Raw genomic sequence first — 24195 nt, forward strand, 5'->3', positions numbered from 1 at the left:
CGGGCATGAGCATCAAAATATTTTCAGCTTGTATTTTGTTTGTATTGGGAGCGACTCTTGCTGCCGTTGCCGAGTTACCCTATGGCGGTTGGATTCAAATCCCCGTTCTCAGCCTTCTCTGGTGGCGTCTTGATCAGACATCCATCTCCTTAAAAAAACAATTTATCTTAGGCTTCTCATTCGGCATTGCGTATTTTGTTGTGGGTCTATGGTGGCTGTATATCAGTCTCCATGATGTTGGTGGCATGAGTGCACCACTCGCTTGTATGGGTGTATTTCTCCTCTCTGCTTATGTGGCGCTCTATTTCTCGTTGGCAACACTTGCTATTCCACTATTTAAACAGGGCCGCTTATTTGGCCTACTGTTGGCAGCGAGTTGGGTTCTTGCGGAATTTCTAAGAGGCTATATCTTCACTGGATTTCCTTGGATGGGCTTTGCGGAAACCCAGTTCAATGGCCCATTTGCGCCTGTCGCACCCTTATTTGGCGGGCTAGCATGTACCTTTTTGGCGGTATGGGCCTCCCGGGAAATTTACCAAGCTCGCAAGCATGTCATTTCTAGCGCGCTACTCATCTTGATTGCCATTGGCATCTCTCAAAGTGCTGGCTTATTTGCTTTCACCAAACCAATTGGAGAGCCAATTAGCGCTCGCTTAATTCAAGGCAACTTTGAACAAAGCCTGAAATTCAATCCTCAAGCTATTGGCAGGCAAATCGATTTCTATGCCGGAGAAATTACCAAAGAGGCGGCTAATCTCATCATCATTCCCGAGACTGCGTTTCCATGGCCACTTCCCAATTTACCCATTGGCCTATTAGATTATTTGCAAAACTTTTCTAATAAAAGTAGTAGCAATATTCTGCTTGGCTTGATTGGAGAAGTGCCTGGAGAAGGCGGTATGCAGTATTCGAATCGCGCTACTGGACTGTCGCCCAATGCATTGCCCTATCAATACGATAAAGCCCACCTCGTTCCCTTTGGAGAATTTATTCCTCTAGGTTTTCAGTGGTTCGTTAAAGCCTTTCATGTACCCATGAGCGACTTTGCAAGAGGAAAGCTAGATCAATCCCCCTTTACGATTGTGCGCAAGGATCAGGTTGATATTCATGCGGCAATTACGATTTGCTATGAAGACGTCTTTGGCGGTGAACTCGCCTCTCGTATTCAACACAGTGATCAGCCAGTCAACTTACTGATCAATATGACCAATCTGGCCTGGTTTGGGGACTCTCAAGCATCCACTCAACAACTCAGACTTTCACAGCTGCGCTCTCTGGAAACTGGGCTTCCCGCCTTGCGTGCCACCAATACCGGGATTACTGCGGTTCTTGGTCCTGATGGCAAAGTACTGAAAGCGCTCCCGGAATTTGCCCAAACAACCCTCAGCACCCAAGTACAGCCTTATTCTGGAAAAACACCTTATGTCATTTGGGGCAATTTACCGATTTTGGGCATTTCTTGCCTGCTCTTGCTTTGGGGTCTGATTCGTCACAGACGTTTTTAAGCATTTTTAACTCTAGAGCGCTCTAGCCATGTAAAATCAAAGGCTTAGCCAGGTTAATCATGCTTACTTTTCAGCAAATCATTCTCAAACTTCAAGATTATTGGGACCAACAAGGTTGTGCCCTATTGCAACCTATCGACCTCGAGGTTGGTGCCGGTACATCCCATACCGCAACCTTCCTACGAGCCATTGGTCCTGAGCCTTGGAAAGCAGCTTATGTTCAGCCATCCCGCCGACCTAAAGATGGTCGCTATGGTGAAAATCCAAATCGCTTGCAACACTACTATCAGTATCAAGTAGTCCTCAAGCCGGCGCCTGAAAATATTCTCGATCTTTATCTTGGATCTCTTGCTGCCCTAGGTCTAGACCTCAAACAGAATGATGTTCGCTTTGTAGAGGACGATTGGGAAAACCCAACATTAGGCGCATGGGGCCTTGGCTGGGAAGTTTGGCTCAACGGTATGGAAGTGACTCAGTTCACTTACTTCCAACAAGTAGGTGGCTTAGATTGCAAGCCTGTTCTTGGTGAGATTACTTATGGCATCGAACGTTTGGCAATGTATATCCAAAACTGCTCTAACGTCTACGACTTAGTATGGGCCGACGGCATCTCTTATGGTGATGTGTATCACCAGAATGAAGTGGAGCAATCTTGCTACAACTTTGAACACTCGAATACTGATTTACTCTTTGCCAACTTCACAAACTATGAAAGTGAAGCAAAGCGTTTGATGGAAGTTCCACTGGCACTACCTGCTTACGAAATGGTTCTTAAAGCGGCCCACACATTTAATTTGCTGGATGCGCGTGGCGCTATCTCGGTGACTGAGCGTGCAGCCTACATAGGTCGCATTCGCAATCTTTCTCGTGCAGTGGCTCAAGCCTACTTTGAGTCTAGAGAAAAACTGGGTTTCCCAATGTGTCAACGTCAAGCTAAAGCTCAGGCTTAAGCGCATCGAGATTTCTGCACTCCACTTATGAGCACATCTAATTCAAAACCTCAATCAGCGACTTTATTGATCGAGGTATTTACCGAAGAACTGCCGCCTAAGACTCTGCGTCGCTTAGGTGATACATTTAGCGAAGGCATCTTTGCAGGACTCAAAACAGCCGGCCTTGCATCAGAATCATCCAAGATGACCGGCTTTGCAACCCCGCGCCGTTTAGCCGTTCAAGTCACTAACGTTCTTGATCAAGCGCCCGACTACCCTGTGCGGGAAAAATTATTACCTACTAGCATTGCATTTGACGCTGCAGGCAAGGCAACCCCACCACTACTCAAAAAATTAGGCGCTCTTGGGTATGGGGATATTGATCTTGCCACTTTAGAAAAAGCAGGCGAGGGTAAGAATGAAGCTCTATACCTTAATGTCATTGCTAAAGGTGCCGCGCTTGAGCAAACTGCGCAGGCTGCGCTTGAGCAAACATTAGGCAAGCTACCCATTGCAAAAATGATGCACTACCAAGTGCTGCAGAAGGATGGTCAATTGGCCGATGTGCAATTTGCTCGACCTGCCCACCGCATCATTGCACTACATGGCGCCACTACTTTAAACATCAGTGCTTTAGGTATTGATGCAGCCAGTCAAACTGAAGGCCATCGTTTTCTAGCTCCTGGCGTGATCACCATTACGAATGCAGACCAATACGAGACTGAACTCCAGGCAAAAGCTAAGATTATTCCTAGCTTTAATCAGCGTCGGGCGCAAATTGAAGCCGCCCTATTAATAGCAGCTGGCGATGATTTGGTATTGATGCCGGATAGCCTTCTAGATGAAGTAACAGCGCTTGTTGAGTGGCCGGCCATCTATGAATGCCATTTTGATCAAGAGTTCTTAGAGGTACCTCAAGAATGCTTGATTTTGACCATGCAAACCAATCAAAAGTACTTCGCATTAACAGACAAACAAGGCAAATTACGTAATCGCTTCTTGATTGCCTCTAATATTGAAACAAGTAAGCCCGATGCCATCATTTCAGGCAATGAGCGCGTTGTACGCCCACGCTTGTCAGATGCTCGCTTCTTCTTTCAGCAAGATCAAAAGCGTCCATTAGCTTCCCGCGTAGCAGATCTTGGTAAGGTGGTTTATCACAACCAGTTAGGCAATCAGCTAGATCGCACAAAGCGCGTTCAAGGATTAGCTGTAGGTATCGCCAAAAAACTGGGTGCCGATGAAAAGCTAGCTTCACGCGCTGCAGAAATTGCTAAGACAGACCTACTAACCGATATGGTTGGCGAGTTCCCAGAGTTGCAAGGCATCATGGGGCGTTATTACGCCACTCATGATGGTGAGAATGCTGATGTTGCTAGCGCTTGCAGCGAACACTATATGCCGCGCTTTGCAGGCGATATTCTGCCGCAAACCCAAACTGGCACTATCTTAGCTATTGCTGACAAACTAGAAACGCTGGTTGGCATTTGGGGTGTTGGACTTGCGCCTACTGGCGATAAGGACCCCTATGCCCTACGTCGTCATGCCTTAGGTATTTGCCGTTTACTCCTAGAGAAGAATCTTTCTCTGGATTTACCTGAATTAATTGAGTTGGCTCGTGCGCAGTTTCCACAAGCTGATGTTCAAGAGAAAGCTAAAGCTGCTGATATTTATGCGTTCATTATTGATCGCTTACGCGCCTATTTGCGGGACCAATCAGTTGCCGGTAAAGCGTTTACTAGCGCCGAGATTGATGCTGTTCTAAGTCAAGAACCAGCACAAATTAATGATTTAATTGAGCGCTTAACCGCCTTGCGTGAATTTAATGCTCTGGCAGAAGCTGCTCAACTCGCTGCTGCCAATAAGCGCATTAGCAATATTTTGAAGAAAACCACTACCGCTATTCCTGCAACGTGTTCAGCCAAATTACTGCAAATTCCAGCAGAGGCAACGTTACACAAAGCATTGGAAGAGGTGACTCCTGCCCTTAATGCCGCTTATGAGAAGCGTCAATTTGTTGAACTCTTAAGAGCGCTGGTCGCTTTGAGCGGACCAATTGATCAATTCTTTGCGGATGTGATGGTTATGGATCCTAATCCCGAGCTGCGTGATAACCGCCTCGCCCTCCTGCAACAACTTCACCAGAAAATGAATCTCGTTGCCGATCTCGGCAAATTAGCATGAGCACCAGCTCTTCTAAATTAGTCATTCTTGATCGCGATGGTGTGATCAATGAAGATCGCGATGATTATGTGAAGTCAGTAGATGAATGGATCCCTCTCCCAGGAAGTCTGGAGGCAATTGCCTTACTCAATCAAGCGGGCTATCAAATTGCTTTGGCAACCAATCAGTCAGGCCTCTCCAGGGGCTACTTCACAATCAATGATTTACATGCCATGCATAGCAAAATGGAGACTTTGCTAAAGCCATTAGGTGGCCATATCGACAGCATCTTCTTTTGCCCTCATCAAGATTCACATCAATGTGATTGCCGTAAACCGGCGCCAGGCATGATGAAAGAAATTGCATTACGCTACAAGAAGACTGATAGCAACAAACCGCTGATAGGCGTCCCTATCGTGGGAGATTCTTTACGGGATCTCCAGGCTGGAATAGCCTTAGGAGCTCTACCTCACCTAGTACTCACCGGCAAGGGTGAAAAAACGCTTACAAAAGGTGATCTCCCTGAAGGCACGAAAATTCATGCTGATCTACTGGCTTTTGCAAATGCACTGATAGAAAATAAGGCTTAGACCCATCGTGAAATTGATTCGCTCCATCCTCTTTGCTTTATTTTTAGTGATCTTCACGCCCATTTGGTCAGTGCTATGCATGCTGGCCTTTCCATTCCTGAGTCCAGAAAACCGTTATACCTTTATTGGACTCTGGAACAAAATCGTTATCGCTTTATTAAAGCCTTTATGCGGCATTCATTATGAAATCCGCGGTATGGAAAATATGCAGGCCGTACTCAATGAACGCGTCATCATCTTAAGCAAACATCAGTCTGCTTACGAAACCATTGCGTATATCGCACTACTGCCAAAACAACTTTGCTTTGTCTTTAAGCGTGAACTTCTCTGGATTCCCTTCTTCGGCTGGGCCCTGGCATTACTGAAGATGATCCACATTAATCGCTCCAATAAGCAGACTGCAGCCCATTCTGTAGCAACCCAAGGCCGCAAACGCTTGAGCGAAGGCAAATGGATCATGCTCTTTCCGGAAGGTACTAGAACCCCTATTGGGTCAACAAAGCCTTACCGCAAAGGTGGAGCACGTCTTGCAAGTGCTACGGATGCACTAGTGATTCCAATTGCGCACAACGCCGGTCGTTGCTGGCCGAAAAATAGCTTCATCAAGGAACCGGGCACAGTCATCTTTTCAATTGGTCCCGCAATTAGCTCAACCAATAAGTCAGCAGAAGAACTTCAGCGGGAAGTAGAAGGTTGGATTGAAGCTGAAATGCGCGTGATTGACCCCAGCGCTTATAAATAAATTACTAGAAGGCAGTAAATCAGTACTGTGTCAGTACTGATTATCGATTTAAGCGGCGAGAACTTTAGCCCACTCGATATAGCGGTCAACAGAAATATCCTGGGCTCTCGCCTTAAGCTCTATCTCCGTCAAACTCAATCTGTCTGAAAAAGCACTCAAGTTAGTTCGCAACATTTTTCTTCTTTGAGAGAAGGCAGCGGCAACTACTTTTTCCAATGAATTCCATTGCACATCAGTCAGCTTGAAATCTCTTCTCGGGATCATCCGTACCACAGCTGAGTTCACCTTAGGCTGAGGGTCAAAAGCTTCAGGAGGAACCTCTAGCACCAACTCCATATCGTAACGAGCCTGCAGCATGACTGACAGACGACTGAAATCAGAGCTTCCAGCCTTTGCAACCATTCTTTCTACTACTTCTGCTTGCAACATAAACACCTGCTCATCGATTGAGGCTGCTGCAGAAACCAAATGGAATAATAAGGGGGAGGAAATGTTGTATGGCAGATTACCAACCACCTTACATAAGCCTTGCTTAGTCGATCTACTTTGAGCCCACGTCAAAAAGTCAAACTTAAGCGCATCACCCTCAATCACTGTCAGGCCTTTGAGATTTTTCTCATTCCAAAAAGCCACTAAATCACGATCAATTTCCAGAAGATCCAAGTGATCAAGGTTACTTTGCAAAGGAAGTGTTAGCGCACCTAAGCCAGGGCCAATCTCAATGACATGCATATCCGCGCTGGGATTGATAAGCGCAACAATGGAATAAATAATTCCGTTATCCTGCAAAAAGTTTTGGCCAAATCGTTTGCGAGCGCGATGCATGTTTTAGTCTTGCTTTCGTTTATTCAGCGCTAACTCATACGCTAAGCGCAAAGCCTCAAGCATACTCCCCGAGTCAGCAATCCCTTTGCCAGCAATATCCAAAGCGGTTCCGTGGTCTACTGAGGTTCGAATGATGGGCAATCCTAAAGTGACATTAACGCCCTTACCAAAGGTAACAAATTTGAATGGCGCTAAGCCTTGATCGTGATACATCGCAATGAAGGCGTCTACTTGCGCAACAGATTCTGGGTCAAACATCGTATCGCCGGGATAAGGTCCGGAAACATGAATTCCCATCTTCTGGGCCGCGTCAATTGCCGGTGAGATGATATCGATCTCCTCTCGACCTAAATAACCAGACTCTCCTGCGTGTGGATTTAAACCCGCCATCCGAATGATAGGCTTTGCAATTCCGAATTTCTGCTGTAAATCTTGATTGATGATTTGAATCGTTTCCAATATCAAGTCATAACTCAGCGCTTGCGGAACATCCTTTAAAGGAAGATGGGTTGTGACGAGAGCAACACGTAAATCCCTGGGGGTCTTTAGCCCCAAAAATCCGATAGGCAATGGTGCACATAACATCATCACCACATGGGAAACCTTGCAGCGTAGAGCTAGGTACTCTGTATGCCCTGTAAATGGGGTCCCAGCATCATTAATAATACTTTTTTGAAGTGGTGCAGTCACCATGGCATCAAAGCGCCCTTGCTGACAACCATCAATCGCCTGATCTAAAAGATTCACCACATACTGCGCGTTTTCCGAATTCAAGCTTCCCGTAGTAACAGGGGCTCCCAGGGGAATAGATTGGATTTGTAATCGACTAGATAGGTCTGAAGTAAGGCCATTAGGCAATGTCAATAACCGGTCATTACCTAATAAAGTGATGCGAGCATCGGCATGTTCACGTAGAAACTCCAGCGAAGCAGCTAAAGAAACTTCTGGCCCGACGCCGGCTGGTTCACCGGTAGTTATAACGAGATTAACGAGGTGCGCTGCTTGCTGCATCTTCCACGTTCAGAATTTTTACAGTTGCGTTATCACGCAGCTCGCGCATCCACTCTTGATAAGCTTGCTCAAACTTTCTCTCACGGATTGCTGCTTTTGCAAATTGTCGCTGCTTTTCAACGGTCAGCTGACCTTCGCGACGCTCTATCACCTGAATTAAGTGCCAGCCAAACTCTGTTTTTACAGGGTTACTAACCTCGCCAATTTGTAAGCGATTCATAGCCTGCTCGAACTCGGGAACCAAATCTCCAGGGCTCATCCAGCCTAAGTCACCGCCATTAGGTGCTGACCCATCTTCGGAGTATTTTTTTGCAAGCTCTGCAAAGTCTGCAGTCTTTGCCCGTACCTGATCACGATAACCCTGCAAGCGCCTCTCTGCATCTTGATCGCTTAAACCAGCACGACTTCTTAACAAAATATGACGAGATAAAGTTTGGGTAATGGGAATATTTTGCGGGGTTATTGAACCGGCATCGGGTGCCGCAGCCTGCTGCGGAGGCTCGCTTGCGCCTGCTGCGCGACGATCCAAAACCTTGAGCACATGGTACCCAGCAGGACTTTTAACAACCGCATTCGCAACCTGGCCACCTCCAGTATTGCGAATAGCTTCATAAAATAATTGCGGTAAACGATCGGGGGTACGGTAGCCCAATTCTTGGAACTTAATCTTTGGATTTTCTTTTGCAGCCATTGCACCCAACTGTAGAAAATCCACATCTCCACGTGCCTCACGTAATAAAGCATCGGCCTTCTTTTTTGCATCAGCTTGGGCGCCCGCTCCCGCACCAGCATCCACTGGAATAAAGATTTGAGCTACATCGATTTCCTCTAATTCGCCTTTTGCTGCCGGAGTAGATCGCTGCGCTGCGCCTGGTGTCATGGCACGAGTTCGTTCAGCAATAAAATTGTCTATCTCAGCATCTGATATTTTGAGCTTACCCTCAACTTCGCGCTCTCGATAGCGAGTAACGATGACATCGTCTCGCAATGTCTCCTTGTAGCGCTCAAACGAAATCCCAGAGGCGATTACCTTAGCTTTAAATTCCGCATAACTTAGCTTGTTCTTGGCAGCAATGTCACCAATAATTCTGTCTAGCTCTTTATTGGTAACTTTAACCCCTTCTTGATCAGCATTTTGCAGTTGGATTTTTTCCAAAATGAGTCGATCCAAAATTACCTTACGCAGAGAACCATCTTCAGGTAATTTCACACCTTGTTTTTTAAGTGCAGTAATTCGGTCATCAATTTCTTTGCGAGTGACATAACCCGTGTTGACAACTGCAGCCACGCCGTCAATATTACGAATTTTGCTTTCGGCAATAGCATTCGCCTTTGCCGAGTCCTGAGCAAATGCAATATTCACAAATAATCCAATGCCAATAAAAATGGCATAAACACTCATTTGTTTAAAACGTTTCATACAAAGCATTATTGATAGTTCTCGTATGTTGAAGGCGGTATAGGCTTGGAAGTAGGCATATATCCAGGAACATTTAGCTTCATGATATCAACTGGATTGCTTCCAGCGCTACCAAAGCCCTTAAATTCGACCTGAAAGAGTACCTGGGTGGTGGTTATTTGCGAAGTATTTAAGACTTGGGAGTAAGCGCCACGGAAAGTCCAACAGTCCCTACTCCACTCCAAGGCTAGCAAGGAGTTCAAAGTCTTGGTGGTCAAGGCATCATATCCCCAACGTCCTAAAACAGAAATTTCCCGAGTAATGGGCCACTGCCCAGAAATATTGTATTGATCCGTGGTTGTTTGAGCCAAGGTTGCTGGAGTGGGGCCAAAAGCCTGTGTAGGAGGAGTCCAAACATTTCGATATCCGAAATTTAAACTCCTGCCTTGTGTTGGGCGCCAACTTCCCCCAACCGTTGTTTGTACAAACTTATTTAACTGGGTATTGTATTGACCAAATAAATCCGCGCTAAAGTTTCCAAGCAGGCGAAGTGAAGCAGAACCTAAAGTATCAGAATACGTAGTTGGATTAAGAATCGTTCCATTCAGACCAACCTTTTGTCCAGTGAACTGCTGCTTTTGAGCAAGCGTTACGTTCGCACGTTCCGCTCCAGTATTGGCCTCAATCATTCGGCTAGTTAAACCAATGGTGGTGGCATTGCTATCTGCAATACGATCATTGCCGACAAAAGTATTTTCACTGAAGATTTGGGAAACACCAAAACCAGCATCAGCCGTATCAAATAAGGGTGTCTGCGATTGATTTTGATAAGGCGTATAAACATAGAAAGCGCGCGGCTCCATTGTCAGCAACATGTCACGACCAAAGAAGCCTTTTAATTCAGCAGCATCCCTTTCAAACGCCAAACCCGAATCCAGACTAAATGTTGGGATCGTAAAGCCCTGCGGTGGGGGTGCAGCGCCTAGAGGATTGGCACTAGTAACTGCAGCAGTAGCGGCATAAGTATTAGACTGAAAACTGATTTTAGGAGTGATGTAATAGCCCGGAGTAATTTGCGGTAGAGCCATCGCGCCCTTAATTACAGTTCGATCCGCTTGACTATATAAGTAACCAGCTGGAGCATAGGCTAAATTACTATTCACGTTATACGCAAAACGGGTGTAGTCAGTAGAAAAGGTAGTGGCAGGACCTGTTGGCAACGTCACATACTTGCCACTGACATCTGCCACCGCTGGAGTCAGTCGGTTGTTGTAAGACGCATTAATATTCGGCAATACATTGTAGGGGGACTGCACTGGGGCAGTTAGATCAGGCTGCAAAGTCTGGAAGGTGATTGCTTTTGCCGAAACATTCCAATTACTTAAGCTCCCCGTCAGCCCTTTCGTAGTCCCAACCTCCTGGCGAAACTGACTTGTAACGGCCCCCGCAATACTTTGCGAGAAATCCGTTGGATATAAATTGTCAGAAACACGGGACATGTTTGCATAACCTGACCACGCGCCTGGCATCGGAATACCGCCAGGACCTACACTCCCACTAAATACTTGTCGTTGTTGCCAGTCATACTTCCAGCGACTGGTACCGGTTTTTTTGTCGTAAGACATATATTCACCCATCGCAGTTCCGGAGTACTGAGTATCTAAGAAGCGATATTGAGCGCCGAGCATTGCACCGCGATGATTCATATAGCGGGGCAATAAAAGCAAGTCACGATTAGGGGCGATATTGACGTAGTAAGGCTGGGTAATATCAAGGCCGTTATTTGAGTTGTAGCCAGCGACCGGAGCAAGCAAACCAGTGCGACGTTGCCCTCCAGTAGGCGCAGTAAAGTAAGGGACGTATGCAATGGGCACATCAAAGAAGCGCATCACCCCATGGGTTCCAACCATTTCTTTTTGTTCATTATCAATTTCTATGGTGCTGGCTGAAAAATACCAATCCATATTTTGCGGAGTACATGTGGTGTACGTCGCTTTATCAAATACAAAAACATCGGCATTTTCAATTGTTAATTTTTTTGCAGTGCCATTGCCGCCGTTATCTCTCAATTCATATGCAGCCGTTTCCATGGAACCTTCGCGTGCATCAACTTTAAAAGTTCCCTTAGGTCCTTTAAAGGTTACATTTCCTTTAGAGAGCTCCGCATTCCCCAACAAATCGGCAACGTCAGTATCTGGGTTATAAGTAATTTCATCCGCTTTAATGACTCCGCCGTTGCGGCGAATTTGGGCTTGCCCTTTTAAATGCATATCGCGATCAACGACTCCATTAATGGAATCACTTGAGGTAAAGGTCAGGGCCTCTCCATCATTGATGGGTTTACCAACCCGAAGCTGATCATCCAACTTTAAAACAGTGACATTACCGCGATCCGGCAATAAAACGGTATTGGTATTAGCTTGTGTATTTGCAGGTAAAGGAGCGGGTGCTTGTGCACGTCCGCAGAGGGCAAATTGAAGCAATGCCACCCCCATCAAGACGCGCAGGGTTACATGCAAAAAAAGAGGGGCGCAAAGGCCGGCGCGACGGCGATAATGACTCATAGATCCAGACCCGCCTTATTATACGAATCGACCATGACTGACTCACGCTTAAACACCCTCCGTATCTGGCTAAAAGCCCTAGAAGCTAGCTGGCAATTAGATCTTGACTCTTTGGTGCCAGCCTCAGCTGATGCCAGCTTTCGACGCTATTTCCGAATTGAGTCCAAAAACCCCAATTTTGGGACCTTGATCGTGATGGACGCTCCACCCCAACATGAGCCTTTAGATGCCTTTATAAAGGTCGATTTATTACTCTCCGAGGCAGGCTTAAATGTGCCAAAAATCCTAGAGCAAAATCTTCCTGAAGGCTTCTTGCTATTAAACGATTTAGGCACCAAAACCTACTTAGCTGAGCTCAACAATGAGACGGCCGATCATCTTTATCAAGATGCCACTCATGCGCTAGTGCTCATGCAATTGGCAAGTAAACCAGGGGTTTTACCAAACTATGATGAAGCTCTTTTGCAAAGAGAGTTAGATTTATTTCCAGAGTGGTATCTAAAGAAGCATCTTGATATCAGTCTGAGCGAACAGCAAACAGAGCAACTCAAAAAATCTTTTGAACTCATTATTGAAAATAATTTAGCTCAAGCTAAAGTGTATGTGCACCGTGATTACCATTCTCGTAACTTGATGATCACTGAAAAAAATAATCCTGGGGTAATTGACTTTCAGGATGCAGTTTACGGACCCATTACTTATGACGCCTCTTCACTGTGGCGTGATGCTTACATTGCATGGCCAGAAGAACGTGTGATTGATTGGGTCATTAAATTTTGGGAAGAGGGTCGTAAAGCAGGATTACCAATGCCAAATGATTTTGGACAGTTCTATCGCGACTTTGAATGGATGGGTTTACAGCGCCACCTTAAAGTTTTGGGTATTTTTGCAAGACTCTTTCATCGTGATGGCAAAGATGGCTATATCAAGGACATTCCACTTGTACTGGAATACGCTATTGCGACAGCGAACCGTTATATTGAACTAAAACCATTGGCGCGGATTCTGGAATCTACTCGCATAAATCAAGCGTAATTCATAAACCATGAGTCAGCTCAATTCCATACCTTGTTTTTTACTAGCGGCTGGACGCGGTGAGCGCATGCGCCCCCTTACGGATGATTTACCAAAACCTTTACTCAGCATTCAAAGCAAATCTTTGCTGGAGTGGCATTTGGAGGCGCTGGCAAGGGCAAAGATTCAGGATGTAGTGATTAACCACGCTTGGTTGGGTGAAAAAATTGAGGTAGCCCTAGGCAACGGTCAGCAATTTGGTCTTCACATTCAATACTCCCCGGAAGGCAGGGCCCTCGAAACCGCTGGGGGTATTTGCAAGGCGCTCCCCATCATTGCGCCCAAAGACTACTTCTTAGTCATTAATGGGGATGTATTTAGCCCGAATCTACCAATTACCCAGCTTTTGGAAGCAGTCTCCAAGATGCGAATGGATGAAAGTATGCCTTTGGCCCACTTATTGATGGTTCCCAACCCAGTCCAGCACCCCGAGGGTGATTTTTACCTCCAAGGCACATCCGTTAGTAATACTGGGCCCAGCAGCGCTGAAAAGCTCACCTTTTCGGGAATTGGCATTTATCACAAAGACCTCTTCAAGGGCCTAGAATTCGGAGCCCCAGCTAAGCTCGCACCCCTATTAAGAACTGCAATGGAGCAAAATAAAGTGTCTGGTGAAAAATATCTCGGCCCATGGCACGATGTAGGCACACCACAACGCTTACAAGAGCTTAATGCGGCATATGAATAAAACGAATATTTTTCAGTTTCGTAGAAACCAATTAGCAGAACAAATCTTTGCCAAGACTGGCGGAGGCATTGCCGTCATCTCAACCGCCCCTGAGATTGCTCGCAACCGTGACAGTGAATTTCCTTATCGCCACGACAGTGACTTTTATTACTTAACCGGCTTTGAAGAGCCGGGTGCAACACTCGTCATGAAGGTTGATGGCAATGGGAAAAGTTTCCAACTGCAATCTCACTTATTTTGTAGACCCAAAGATCCTGAGCGAGAAATTTGGGATGGCATTCGCCTTGGCCCTGAAGCAGCGCCAGACGCTTTAGGCATTGATTACGCACACAGCAATAAAGAGTTGGATCAAAAGCTCGGTGACTTACTGGCCGATCAAGATGCGGTATTCATTCGCCTTGCTGAGAGCGCTGAAAATGACAGACGCCTTCGTCACTGGATGAAGCAGGTGCGTGGGCAAGCACGTTCTGGTGTAAATCCACCATCAGAATTTCATGATGTTGAAACGATGATTCATGAAATGCGTTTATTTAAAGATGTCCATGAAATTGACATCATGCGTCGCGCTGCAGAGATCTCCGCTCGTGCGCATATTCGCGCCATGCAAATCTGCAAGCCTGGCCTGCGTGAATATCAACTCGAAGCTGAATTACTGCATGAGTTCCGAAATAGCGGTTCGCAAAGCGTTGCCTACAACAGCATTGTTGCCGGCGGTGCCAATTCTTGCATTCTTCATTATCGCGCCGGCTCCACTGAATTACGTAGTGGCGAGCTTTGCCTGATTGATGCGGGTTGTGAACTCGACGGTTATGCATCAGACATTACGCGCACCTTTCCAGTCAACGGAAAATTTACAGGGCCGCAACGCGCCTTGTATGACATCACCTTAGCCGCACAGGAAGCTGCAATTGCGATGACTAAGCCTGGTAATACCTTTATGCAGCCACATGAGGCGGCACTTAAAGTGCTTACCCAAGGTCTACTGGATGAAAAGCTTCTTAAACTTACAGAGTTAGGCTCTTTAGAAAATGCTATTGAGACTGGAGCCTATCGTCGCTTCTACATGCATCGCACATCCCACTGGCTAGGCATGGATGTCCATGATGTGGGCTCCTACCGTGAAGCTAGCCAAAATCTATCAAACGATGAAAAGCCTTGGCGCATTCTCAAAAGCGGTATGGTGATTACGGTGGAACCAGGACTCTATGTCAGACCCGCTGCTGATATTGATGAGGCATTTTGGAATATTGGTATTCGCATTGAAGATGACGCTGTCATCCATGATTCTGGGTGTGAATTGATTTCTCGAGGTGTGCCTGTCAAGGCCGATGAAATCGAAGCACTCATGAAGAGTGCTTAAGACCACCCCAATAAAAATGAACTCATCTCATTGCGATATCTTGATTCAAGGCGGTGGTCCAGTTGGGCTTGCTTGTGCTGCCTGGACCTTGCAGAAATTTCCTGGAGCAAAAATAGTTTTGCTTGACCGCAACCCCGTAAATGACGACGATCTTGCAAGTGCCGACAGCCGAGGCATTGCCCTCTCGCACGGTAGCAAACTTTTGCTCGATACGATTAATGCATGGCCAAAAGAGTTTGCAGAAATTCATCGAGTGCATGTTTCGCAAGCGGGTCGCTTTGGCCGCGCGCTGATGACGCGTGAAGAGCTTAAGCAAGATGCGCTAGGGCACATTATTCGTTATCGCGACATTCATATGGCTCTGCGTCACGCCTTACGTGCTATTCAAGCAAAGAGCCCTAACTTCGCCTGGAAGCACATCAATAAGGATGCCGATGAAAACAGCATCCATGCTCAATGTATCGTGCACGCTGAGGGCGGTTTATTTAAGACGCAAGACTGGGTTGAATCTGGACGCGATTATGGGCAGTCAGCCCTCGTAGGCTTAGTTGAGGTTGAGAATGCGGAACCTCATCAAGCTTGGGAACGTTTTACTGCAGAAGGCCCGTTAGCCGTTTTACCAAGTCACTACGGACATAATATTTTGAATCTGGTTTGGTGTGGTTCGCCAGAATCTTCGCAGCATCGTTTGCAACTGAGTGACACAGATTTCTTAGTTGAACTACAAAAAGAATTTGGTTCACGGATTGGACGCTTTCTGAAAATTCAAGATCGTCGTTTATATGAACTTGGCTTGAACTATCGCAAAGAGATTACTCATGACAATGAGGTTTGGATTGGCAATGCCGCTCAAACTTTGCACCCTGTAGCGGGCCAAGGTTTGAACTTAGGATTGCGAGATGCCTTTCTGCTAGCAGAAAAATTGGTTGGGGTATTTTCTGGTTCGACGGAGGAGCAATCTCCTGTAGATGTCCAAAATGCACTGCAGAGTTATGCCCGAAGTCGCAAAGCTGATAGAAAAACCACTATTGGACTTACAGACTTCATGGCCAGAGTATTTACATCCAATTTAGCCCCCGTTGTTGCGGCTCGTGGATTGGCTTTAAGTGCCCTTCAGTGGCTTCCGCCGTTCAAGACAGCCTTAGCACGCCAGATGATGTTTGGTAGGCGCTAAAGGCCTTAAATTGCCCCCAAAATATAAGCATTCTCCATTTGATCTGTAGCAAGCAATCTGCCTAAAAATTAGGCAGATTTGGGTCTGACTGTGCTAAAGTGTCATGCTTTCCGCACACGCCCTTTCAGATGAACATTGGTCCTCACCTCCTCGCAAATAAGTTATTTGTGGCCCCTATGGCTGGGGTAACGGATCGCCCATTTAGACAGCTTTGCAAGAAGTTGGGAGCCGGGTATGCCGTTTCTGAAATGGTGGCCTCCAATGCGCTACTTTGGAAAAGCGAAAAGACTCAACGTCGCGCCAACCATGTTGGCGAATTTAAACCGATTGCCGTTCAAATTGCCGGGGCTGACCCCGCGATGATGGCGGCAGCGGCAAAAATTAACGTCGATCACGGCGCTCAAATTATTGACATCAACATGGGTTGCCCAGCCAAGAAAGTTTGTAATGTTGCGGCTGGCTCTGCCTTATTACGTGACGAGCCTTTGGTGCAGCAAATTCTAGAAGCAGTTGTAAATGCTGTTGGTATCGGACCGGATGCAGTACCAGTTACTTTGAAAATTCGTACGGGCTGGGATCGCGAACATAAGAATGCTATTGAGATAGCGCGTCTTGCAGAAAAATCTGGCATCTCCATGCTGACCGTCCATGGTCGCACGAGAGCAGATCTGTATCACGGTGAAGCTGAATATGAAACGATTACCGCAGTCAAAAATAGTGTGGACATTCCAGTAGTGGCTAATGGCGATATCACTAGCCCAGAAAAGGCAGAGCAAGTCTTAAAGCTCACCGGCGCTGATGCCATCATGATTGGACGAGCTGCTCAAGGGCGTCCTTGGATATTCCGTGAGATCAATCACTATCTCGAAACGGGTGGCAAGCTACCAACCCCGGAAATCAATGAGATTCAGGCCATCATGAATGGGCATCTACTCGACCACTACGAATTCTATGGCGAGCATATTGGCCTTCGTACTGCACGTAAGCATATTGGCTGGTATTGCAAGGGTTTGCGTGATTCACATGCTTTCCGTCAGCGCATGAATACCGCCGACGATTGCAAAACCCAACTGCAAATGGTCAATGATTATTTTGACGAAATGAAATCCCATTCTGACCGCTTGTTATTTTTGGAAGCGGCATAGTTCTAGCTTAATTTAGTTTCTTTATTTATTTTTTTGTTTTTGTATTGATAGATTGTTATGACCAATAAGCACCCGATTACCGAATGTATTGAAACCCAACTGCAGGGTTACCTGAATGACCTCAAAGGAACTGCACCAACTGATATCTATGACATGGTATTGGCTGTTGTTGAAAAACCGATGCTGGAATTAGTGATGCAGCATGCCAAGCAAAATCAATCACTGGCAGCGCAGTATTTGGGTATTAATCGCAACACCCTGCACAAGAAGTTGGTTGAACATCAACTTCTGAAGTAACCGCAAACTTTACTAATAACAAAGCCATTTTTTAAATTAAGCTCCGAAAACCATGATCCGTACAGCCCTACTCTCCGTCTCCGATAAAAATGGCATCGTGCCTTTTGCTAAAGCCCTCCACGAACAAGGTATTAAGCTCATTTCTACTGGCGGCACAGCAAAACTCTTGGCCGAAAACAATCTGCCTGTTGTCGAAGTTTCTTCTTTAACGAAATTTCCGGAGATGCTGGATGGTCGCGTTAAGACCCTCCACCCGATGGTGCATGGCGGCTTATTAGCTCGTAGAGATTTTCCAGAGCATATGGCAGCCCTGAAAGAGCATGGCATAGACACCATTGATATGCTCGTGATTAATCTTTACCCCTTCAATGAAACAGTCGCTAAGGAAAGCTGCTCATTCGAAGATGCCGTTGAGAACATTGATATCGGCGGCCCAGCAATGCTTCGTGCAGCAGCCAAAAATCACAAAGACGTTACTGTATTGATCTCACCAGAAGATTACGCTCCAGTCTTAGCCGAAATGAAGGCCAACAAGAATGTCGTTTCTTACAAAACCAATTTAGCTTTAGCCAAAAAAGTATTTGCGCATACCGCGCAATACGATGGTGCGATTGCTAACTATCTCTCAGCATTAGGTGATGATCTCGATCACAAAGCCCGATCTGCTTACCCAGAGACTTTGCACCTTGCCTTCGAAAAAGTACAAGAGATGCGTTACGGCGAGAACCCGCACCAATCTGCAGCGTTCTACAAAGATATTTTCTCTGTCGATGGCGCACTAGCCAATTACAAACAGTTGCAAGGGAAAGAACTTTCTTACAACAATATTGCCGACGCAGATTCTGCCTGGGAATGCGTTAAGAGCTTTACCGGTAATGCCGGTGGTGCATCAGCTTGTGTCATCATCAAGCACGCCAACCCTTGTGGCGTCGCTGTTGGCGCCTCAGCCCTTGAAGCCTATCAAAAAGCCTTCAAGACTGATCCGAGCTCTGCCTTTGGCGGCATCATTGCCTTTAACGTGCCCTGCGATGGCGCTGCAGCTGAAGCCATCTCCAAGCAATTTGTCGAAGTATTGATTGCGCCTAGCTTTAGCGATGAAGCCAAAGCGATCTTTGCTGCGAAACAAAATGTACGCCTTCTAGAGATTCCATTGGGCACCGCATTTAATACCTTTGATTTCAAGCGTGTTGGTGGTGGTTTGCTTGTGCAATCCCCCGATGCTAAGAATGTTCTCGAAAGTGAAATGCGTGTTGTGAGCAAGCGCCTACCAACTCCAAGCGAAATGCACGACATGATGTTTGCTTGGCGAGTTGCGAAGTTTGTGAAGTCCAATGCCATTGTGTATTGCGCTAACGGCATGACCCTGGGTATTGGCGCAGGCCAAATGAGCCGCGTAGACTCTGCGCGCATGGCTAGCATCAAGGCTGAGAACGCTGGCTTAAGCCTCAAAGGCTCTGCAGTAGCAAGTGATGCCTTCTTCCCGTTCCGTGATGGCTTAGATGTCGTTGTGAATGGTGGCGCAAGCTGCGCAATTCAGCCTGGTGGCAGTATGCGTGATGATGAAATCATTGCTGCAGCAAATGAGCATGGCATTGCCATGATCTTTACTGGCACACGTCACTTCCGTCACTAAGCAACAGAAGTAGACGGAAATATAAAGCTACTATGCGCTGGATAGGAATCGACCCAGGTTTACGGACTACCGGTTTTGGTGTGATTGATGTTGATGGCCAAAAACTGACATACGTTGCCTCTGGGACGATTGAGAGTGGTGATCCAGCCAAAGGCTTGCCTGAACGCTTAGGCGCCCTCTATGCAGGCGTTAAGGAAGTTCTAGAGACCTATCGACCTGAGTCTGCTGCCATCGAGGAAGTCTTCTTAAACGTCAACCCTCGCTCCACACTCATGTTAGGTCAGGCTCGGGGCGCAGTCATTGCCGCCCTCGTTTCAGAAAAACTCCCTGTAGCCGAATACAGCGCACTTCGGGTAAAGCAAGCGATTGTGGGTACAGGTCGCGCAGCCAAGCCACAGGTGCAGGAGATGGTGAAGCGCTTACTTAGACTTAATCGTGCCCCAGGGACTGATGCTTCTGATGCGCTTGGCGTTGCTATTTGCGCCGCCCATCATGCGCAGATGCCAAAAGCAATTACTGCAGCTTTGGCACCTAAGCTAGCGCCCAAGAAACGCAGCAAGTAAAAATACACATCACAGGTTAAGATCTCTACATGATTGGTCGTATTCAAGGTACTCTCGTTTCAGTTCACCCTCCTCGCCTTTTGGTCGATTGCCAAGGGATTGGTTATGAGGTTGATGTACCCATGAGTACTTTGTATCAGCTGCCTCAGGCTGGTCAAAAAATTACCCTGCTAACACATTTTCAAGTACGCGAAGATGCGCAGCAACTCTTTGGGTTTGCCACTGAAACTGAGCGTGAAGCATTTAGACAACTGATTAAGATTAGCGGTGTTGGTTCCCGCACAGCACTAGCAGTCCTCTCCGGCATGAGTGTTAACGAACTGGCGCAAGCTATTGCGCTTCAAGAAGCTGGACGTCTCACACAAGTGCCTGGCATCGGCAAGAAGACTGCTGAGCGTCTCTGCCTAGAGCTCAAAGGCAAGCTAGCTCCAGACTTAGGCATTACAGGCGAAAAACCTCAGGCGCTTGAAGCTAGCAGCGAAGTATTGCAAGCGCTCTTGGCGCTAGGTTATTCAGAAAAAGAAGCGCTTTTAGCACTCAAGCAAATTCCACCCGATATCAGTGTTTCTGATGGCATCCGTATGGGATTGAAGTATCTATCTAAAGCCTAATAGCCAAACGGCACTAAACTCTCAGCATGGCAATACATACAGAAGACCTCAGCTCAATCCCTGAAGATTTACCGGAAGGTAATGCCCGCATTGTGAGCGGTGCAGCAGGCAATACTGAAGCCGTCTTTGAAAGAGCCCTTCGCCCTAAACAACTCGATGAGTATGTTGGCCAAACTAAGGCCAGAGCGCAATTAGAGATTTTCATCAGCGCCACGAGAGCGCGCCAAGAAGCCCTAGATCACGTTCTCTTGTTTGGGCCTCCTGGACTTGGTAAAACTACTCTTGCTCACATCATTGCAAGAGAGCTCGGTGTGAACTTACGTCAGACCAGCGGTCCTGTTCTAGACAGGCCAGGAGATCTTGCCGCTTTACTCACTAATTTAGAAGAAAACGATGTTCTCTTTATTGATGAGATTCATCGTCTATCTCCAGTAGTGGAAGAAATTCTATATCCCGCACTTGAGGATTACAGCCTAGACATCATGATCGGCGAAGGTCCTGCAGCGCGCAGTGTAAAGATTGATCTCAAACCTTTCACACTCATTGGCGCAACTACACGTGCCGGCATGCTAACCAATCCACTGCGTGATCGCTTTGGTATCGTGGCCAGACTTGAGTTTTACACCACTGAAGAGCTCACCAAAATTATTAATCGTTCAGCCAGCTTACTCAAGGCTGATATTGATCCAGAAGGCTCAATAGAGATTGCAAAGCGTGCTCGTGGCACTCCGCGCATTGCTAACCGCCTATTACGCCGCGTACGTGACTATGCAGAAGTAAAAGGCACTGGCACCATTACTAAGGCTATGGCGGATGCTGCGCTCAAGATGCTGGATGTGGATCCGAGTGGCTTTGATGTGATGGATCGAAAACTCTTAGAGGCTATCTTGCACAAGTTTGATGGTGGCCCAGTAGGCATTGATAACTTGGCAGCAGCGATTGGCGAGGAACGCGACACGATTGAAGATGTTCTGGAGCCCTATTTAATTCAACAGGGTTACTTGCAAAGAACCTCAAGAGGCAGAGTGGCAACCCGCCAGGCTTATGAGCACTTTGGATTAACACCGCCAAGTGGCAGTGCTAGCTTAGATATTTAAGCTAGGGTCACTTTAGCAAACTTACGTTTACCTACTTGTACTACGTAAGTTCCAGCCTCAAGCTTTAATTGCTTATCAGCAACGGTTGCGCCATCAATCTTCACACCGTTTTGCTCAATATTACGATTGGCTTCTGATGTGGATGGAGCCAAGCCAGCGGCTTTCAGGAGATTGGCGATTTGCATTGGCGCGCCCGAGAGACTTACTTCTGGAATGTCATCAGGAACACCGCCCTTAGCGCGGTGATTAAAGTCTTCTAAGGCTTTTTCCGCCGCGGCTTGCGAATGAAAACGCGCCACGATTTCCTGTGCGAGCAAGACTTTGCAATCTTTTGGATTGCGACCCGCAGCAACCTCTTGCTTCATCAGATCAATTTCCGCCATTGGGCGGAATGACAGCAATGTGAAGTAGTCCCACATCAAATCATCCGAAATGCTGAGGAGCTTGCCAAACATATCACCAGCAGGCTCGCTGATGCCAATGTAATTACCTTTGGACTTACTCATCTTCTCAACGCCATCAAGACCAACGAGGAGTGGCATCGTCAAAATACATTGAGGCTCTTGGCCATACTCACGCTGGAGTTCACGACCAACTAGCAGATTGAACTTTTGATCTGTACCGCCCAACTCTAAATCACTCTTGAGTGCAACAGAGTCATAGCCCTGCATCAATGGGTATAAAAACTCATGAATCGAAATCGGCACACCATTGCGATAGCGCTTAGTAAAATCATCACGCTCGAGCATACGAGCAACAGTATGTTTAGCAGCCAACTGAATCATGCCACGTGCGCCCAAAGGATCACACCACTCACTGTTGTAGCGCACTTCAGTCTTAGAAGGATCGAGCACCATGCTGGCTTGACGATAGTAAGTCTCTGCATTGACAGCGATTTCTTCTGCGGTCAATGGCGGACGGGTAGCATTACGACCTGATGGATCACCAATCATGCTCGTAAAGTCACCGATCAAGAAAATAACGGTATGACCTAAGTCTTGTAACTGGCGTAACTTATTCAAAACAACGGTGTGTCCCAGATGAATATCAGGAGCCGTAGGATCTAAACCTAATTTAATCCTGAGTGGAGTCTTGGTAGCCTGGCTACGAGCAAGTTTCTGAACCCAGTCTGCCTCAACCAATAGCTCATCACAGCCACGTTTGGTGACTTCGAGCGCCGCAAAGACTTCAGGGGTCAAAGGATATTTTTGTTCTGGTTTAGCCGTCATGCTGATTCGGATTGCTGATTCAGTTAAATTAGTAGTTAAATTGCTAAAGCATAATTGTCGCATTCCTGAGAGCTACATGAACAAACCCCATTCCCTCTATATTGGCCTAATGTCTGGCACTAGCCTGGATGGGATAGATGCCGTTCTAGCCAAGATAGGCCCTAATGGGGAAGCTAGTGCGCAAGACGCCATTAGCACCCCTTTCTCGCCGGAGCTCCGTAAAGCCTTATCTGAGCTCCAAAGCCCTGGCCCAAATGAGCTCCACAGGGAAAAACAGGCAGGAAATGCTTTGGCCTTAGCTTATACAGAAGCCGTCCATCAGTTACTCAAGAAAGCTAAGCTCCAGCCCTCAGATATCACCGCCATCGGAGCACATGGACAAACGATTCGCCACCAACCGCATCTGGGTGATATGGCATACACACATCAAACTCTTAATCCCGCTCTCTTGGCAGAAAAAACAGGCATTGATGTGATTGCTGATTTTAGAAGTCGGGATTTAGCTGCGGGTGGACACGGTGCACCTTTGGTTCCCGCATTTCATGCGCAACAATTTATAGAAGATAAATATTTAGCCATTCTTAATATCGGTGGCATCGCTAATCTCACCTTACTTCCTAAGAATGGCGAAGTAACTGGTTTTGATTGTGGTCCAGGCAATATGCTGATGGACGCCTGGATACACGAACATCAAGGTAATGCCTATGATGAAAATGGTAATTGGGCATTACAAGGCAAAGTCAACGAAGCACTACTTGCAAAAATGTTATCTGATTCTTTCTTTGCAAAAGTTCCACCGAAGAGCACTGGTAGAGACGACTTTCATCTTGCTTGGTTACAAGAAAACTTGAATGGTGAAAATCATCTTTGCGAAGATGTGCAAGCTACATTGCTACACCTGACAGCCCACTCAGCCCTCGAAGCTTTAGCTTGTTATGCCCCGCAAACCCAGAAGCTGATTATCTGTGGAGGCGGTGCCAGAAATAGTGCCTTGATGAATTTATTCAAAGTGAAGTCACAGCATTTCTTCAAAAAGCCATTAGAAATTACTACAAGTGAGTTGGCAGGAATTGATCCGCAGCTTGTGGAAGGCCTTGCCTTTGCATGGCTTGCGTGGGCCCATAAAGAAAAACGGCCAGCAAATTTGCCAGCCGTTACGGGAGCGAAGGGCCCTAGAATTCTAGGTGCTTACTATCCTGCTTAATTACAAATTAATTAAGCAGAGAAAGAAGATCCGCAGCCACAAGTAGTTTGCGCATTTGGATTCTTAATCACAAACTGTGATCCGTTGATGTCTTCTTTGTAATCAATCTCAGCGCCAACTAAATATTGGAAGCTCATTGAATCTACTAATAAAGTAACGCCATTCTTTTCAAAGAGAGTGTCATCTTCATTTACAGCATCATCAAATGTGAAGCCATACTGAAATCCTGAGCAACCACCACCTTGTACGAATACGCGCAATTTCAACTCTGGATTACCTTCTTCAGCAATCAAGTCCGCCACTTTCGCAGCAGCGCTATCCGTGAACACCAATGGGGTTGGTGGCTCGGCTAAATCTTGTGCAGGTTGTGTAGCTAATTCAGTCATGAT

22 protein-coding genes are annotated in these 24195 nt (G+C 46.6%); 16 read left to right on the forward strand and 6 right to left on the reverse strand.

What is annotated here, in order from left to right; all coding sequences use genetic code 11:
* The first annotated feature begins 5 nt into the window (after nt 1–5).
* The 5 genes from lnt to FD963_RS09255 are packed head-to-tail and all read left to right on the forward strand — an operon-like array spanning nt 6 to nt 5932.
* Nucleotides 6–1505, forward strand: a complete 1500-nt coding sequence (lnt, locus tag FD963_RS09235) for an apolipoprotein N-acyltransferase (protein ID WP_215362152.1) — start codon at nt 6–8, stop codon at nt 1503–1505.
* A 59-nt stretch (nt 1506–1564) separates the two neighbouring features.
* The gene (gene glyQ / locus FD963_RS09240; protein ID WP_215362154.1) at nt 1565–2455 is read left to right on the forward strand and encodes a glycine--tRNA ligase subunit alpha; all 891 of its coding nucleotides are present in this window, start codon (nt 1565–1567) and stop codon (nt 2453–2455) included.
* Nucleotides 2456–2482: 27 nt separating this feature from the next.
* Nucleotides 2483–4621: a glycine--tRNA ligase subunit beta gene (glyS, locus tag FD963_RS09245; RefSeq protein ID WP_215362156.1), complete on the forward strand. Its 2139-nt coding sequence runs from the start codon at nt 2483–2485 to the stop codon at nt 4619–4621.
* Nucleotides 4618–5190 (forward strand): D-glycero-beta-D-manno-heptose 1,7-bisphosphate 7-phosphatase, encoded by a 573-nt coding sequence (gmhB, locus tag FD963_RS09250; RefSeq protein ID WP_215362158.1) that lies wholly within the window; start codon nt 4618–4620, stop codon nt 5188–5190. Before glyS ends, gmhB begins: the two co-directional genes overlap by 4 nt.
* A gap of 7 nt (nt 5191–5197) precedes the next feature.
* Nucleotides 5198–5932 carry a 1-acyl-sn-glycerol-3-phosphate acyltransferase gene (locus tag FD963_RS09255; RefSeq protein WP_215362160.1) on the forward strand — a complete coding sequence of 245 codons (735 nt, stop codon included), beginning with the start codon at nt 5198–5200 and terminating at the stop codon, nt 5930–5932.
* 48 nt (nt 5933–5980) lie between these two features.
* Here the strand turns inward: FD963_RS09255 and rsmA are convergent, their stop codons facing one another.
* From rsmA to FD963_RS09275, 4 genes are read right to left on the reverse strand one after another with little or no spacing between them, the layout of a single operon-like run.
* Complete coding sequence (gene rsmA, locus FD963_RS09260; RefSeq protein ID WP_215362162.1) at nt 5981–6757, reverse strand: 16S rRNA (adenine(1518)-N(6)/adenine(1519)-N(6))-dimethyltransferase RsmA; 777 nt, start codon at nt 6755–6757, stop codon at nt 5981–5983.
* Nucleotides 6758–6760: 3 nt separating this feature from the next.
* Entirely contained in the window at nt 6761–7768 is a 1008-nt protein-coding gene (gene pdxA / locus FD963_RS09265; RefSeq protein WP_215362164.1) for a 4-hydroxythreonine-4-phosphate dehydrogenase PdxA, read from the reverse strand.
* A complete protein-coding gene (locus tag FD963_RS09270) occupies nt 7743–9188 on the reverse strand; it encodes a peptidylprolyl isomerase (RefSeq protein ID WP_251367224.1) in 1446 nt (481 codons plus the stop codon). The genes pdxA and FD963_RS09270 overlap by 26 nt, the downstream gene beginning before the upstream one ends.
* Nucleotides 9189–9196: 8 nt before the next feature.
* Nucleotides 9197–11731 carry an LPS-assembly protein LptD gene (locus FD963_RS09275; protein ID WP_215362168.1) on the reverse strand — a complete coding sequence of 845 codons (2535 nt, stop codon included), beginning with the start codon at nt 11729–11731 and terminating at the stop codon, nt 9197–9199.
* Between the two features lie 33 nt (nt 11732–11764).
* Here FD963_RS09275 and FD963_RS09280 point away from each other — a divergent pair, with 33 nt between their 5' ends.
* The 10 genes from FD963_RS09280 to ruvB all read left to right on the forward strand — a co-directional run bounded on the left by FD963_RS09280 (nt 11765) and on the right by ruvB (nt 21373).
* The gene (locus FD963_RS09280) at nt 11765–12766 is read left to right on the forward strand and encodes an aminoglycoside phosphotransferase family protein (RefSeq protein WP_215362170.1); all 1002 of its coding nucleotides are present in this window, start codon (nt 11765–11767) and stop codon (nt 12764–12766) included.
* A 10-nt stretch (nt 12767–12776) separates the two neighbouring features.
* Nucleotides 12777–13493, forward strand: coding sequence for an N-acetylmuramate alpha-1-phosphate uridylyltransferase MurU (gene murU, locus FD963_RS09285; protein WP_215362172.1), 717 nt, complete (start codon nt 12777–12779; stop codon nt 13491–13493).
* Nucleotides 13486–14853: an aminopeptidase P N-terminal domain-containing protein gene (locus FD963_RS09290; protein ID WP_251367225.1), complete on the forward strand. Its 1368-nt coding sequence runs from the start codon at nt 13486–13488 to the stop codon at nt 14851–14853. The genes murU and FD963_RS09290 overlap by 8 nt, the downstream gene beginning before the upstream one ends.
* A gap of 16 nt (nt 14854–14869) precedes the next feature.
* Nucleotides 14870–16027: an FAD-dependent monooxygenase gene (locus FD963_RS09295; protein ID WP_215362175.1), complete on the forward strand. Its 1158-nt coding sequence runs from the start codon at nt 14870–14872 to the stop codon at nt 16025–16027.
* A gap of 128 nt (nt 16028–16155) precedes the next feature.
* Entirely contained in the window at nt 16156–17172 is a 1017-nt protein-coding gene (gene dusB, locus FD963_RS09300) for a tRNA dihydrouridine synthase DusB (protein WP_215362177.1), read from the forward strand.
* 57 nt (nt 17173–17229) lie between these two features.
* Complete coding sequence (locus FD963_RS09305) at nt 17230–17469, forward strand: helix-turn-helix domain-containing protein (RefSeq protein ID WP_072582732.1); 240 nt, start codon at nt 17230–17232, stop codon at nt 17467–17469.
* Nucleotides 17470–17521: 52 nt separating this feature from the next.
* On the forward strand, nt 17522–19102 hold the full coding sequence (gene purH / locus FD963_RS09310; protein WP_215362179.1) for a bifunctional phosphoribosylaminoimidazolecarboxamide formyltransferase/IMP cyclohydrolase: 1581 nt from the start codon (nt 17522–17524) through the stop codon (nt 19100–19102).
* A 32-nt stretch (nt 19103–19134) separates the two neighbouring features.
* A complete protein-coding gene (gene ruvC / locus FD963_RS09315) occupies nt 19135–19665 on the forward strand; it encodes a crossover junction endodeoxyribonuclease RuvC (protein WP_215362181.1) in 531 nt (176 codons plus the stop codon).
* A gap of 29 nt (nt 19666–19694) precedes the next feature.
* On the forward strand, nt 19695–20276 hold the full coding sequence (gene ruvA, locus FD963_RS09320; protein WP_215362183.1) for a Holliday junction branch migration protein RuvA: 582 nt from the start codon (nt 19695–19697) through the stop codon (nt 20274–20276).
* 26 nt (nt 20277–20302) lie between these two features.
* Nucleotides 20303–21373: a Holliday junction branch migration DNA helicase RuvB gene (gene ruvB, locus FD963_RS09325; protein ID WP_215362185.1), complete on the forward strand. Its 1071-nt coding sequence runs from the start codon at nt 20303–20305 to the stop codon at nt 21371–21373.
* On the opposite strand, the gene tyrS is transcribed toward ruvB, so the two are convergent.
* Complete coding sequence (gene tyrS, locus FD963_RS09330) at nt 21370–22602, reverse strand: tyrosine--tRNA ligase (RefSeq protein ID WP_215362187.1); 1233 nt, start codon at nt 22600–22602, stop codon at nt 21370–21372. The genes ruvB and tyrS overlap by 4 nt on opposite strands.
* 76 nt (nt 22603–22678) lie before the next feature.
* Here tyrS and FD963_RS09335 point away from each other — a divergent pair, with 76 nt between their 5' ends.
* Complete coding sequence (locus tag FD963_RS09335) at nt 22679–23806, forward strand: anhydro-N-acetylmuramic acid kinase (RefSeq protein ID WP_215362189.1); 1128 nt, start codon at nt 22679–22681, stop codon at nt 23804–23806.
* Between the two features lie 11 nt (nt 23807–23817).
* Here FD963_RS09335 and erpA read toward each other — a convergent pair whose 3' ends face one another.
* Nucleotides 23818–24192 (reverse strand): iron-sulfur cluster insertion protein ErpA, encoded by a 375-nt coding sequence (erpA, locus tag FD963_RS09340; RefSeq protein WP_068319574.1) that lies wholly within the window; start codon nt 24190–24192, stop codon nt 23818–23820.
* Between the last annotated feature and the right edge of the window lie 3 nt (nt 24193–24195).

Origin of the sequence: Polynucleobacter sp. JS-JIR-II-50 (assembly GCF_018687895.1) — a bacterium.
GTDB lineage: Bacteria > Pseudomonadota > Gammaproteobacteria > Burkholderiales > Burkholderiaceae > Polynucleobacter.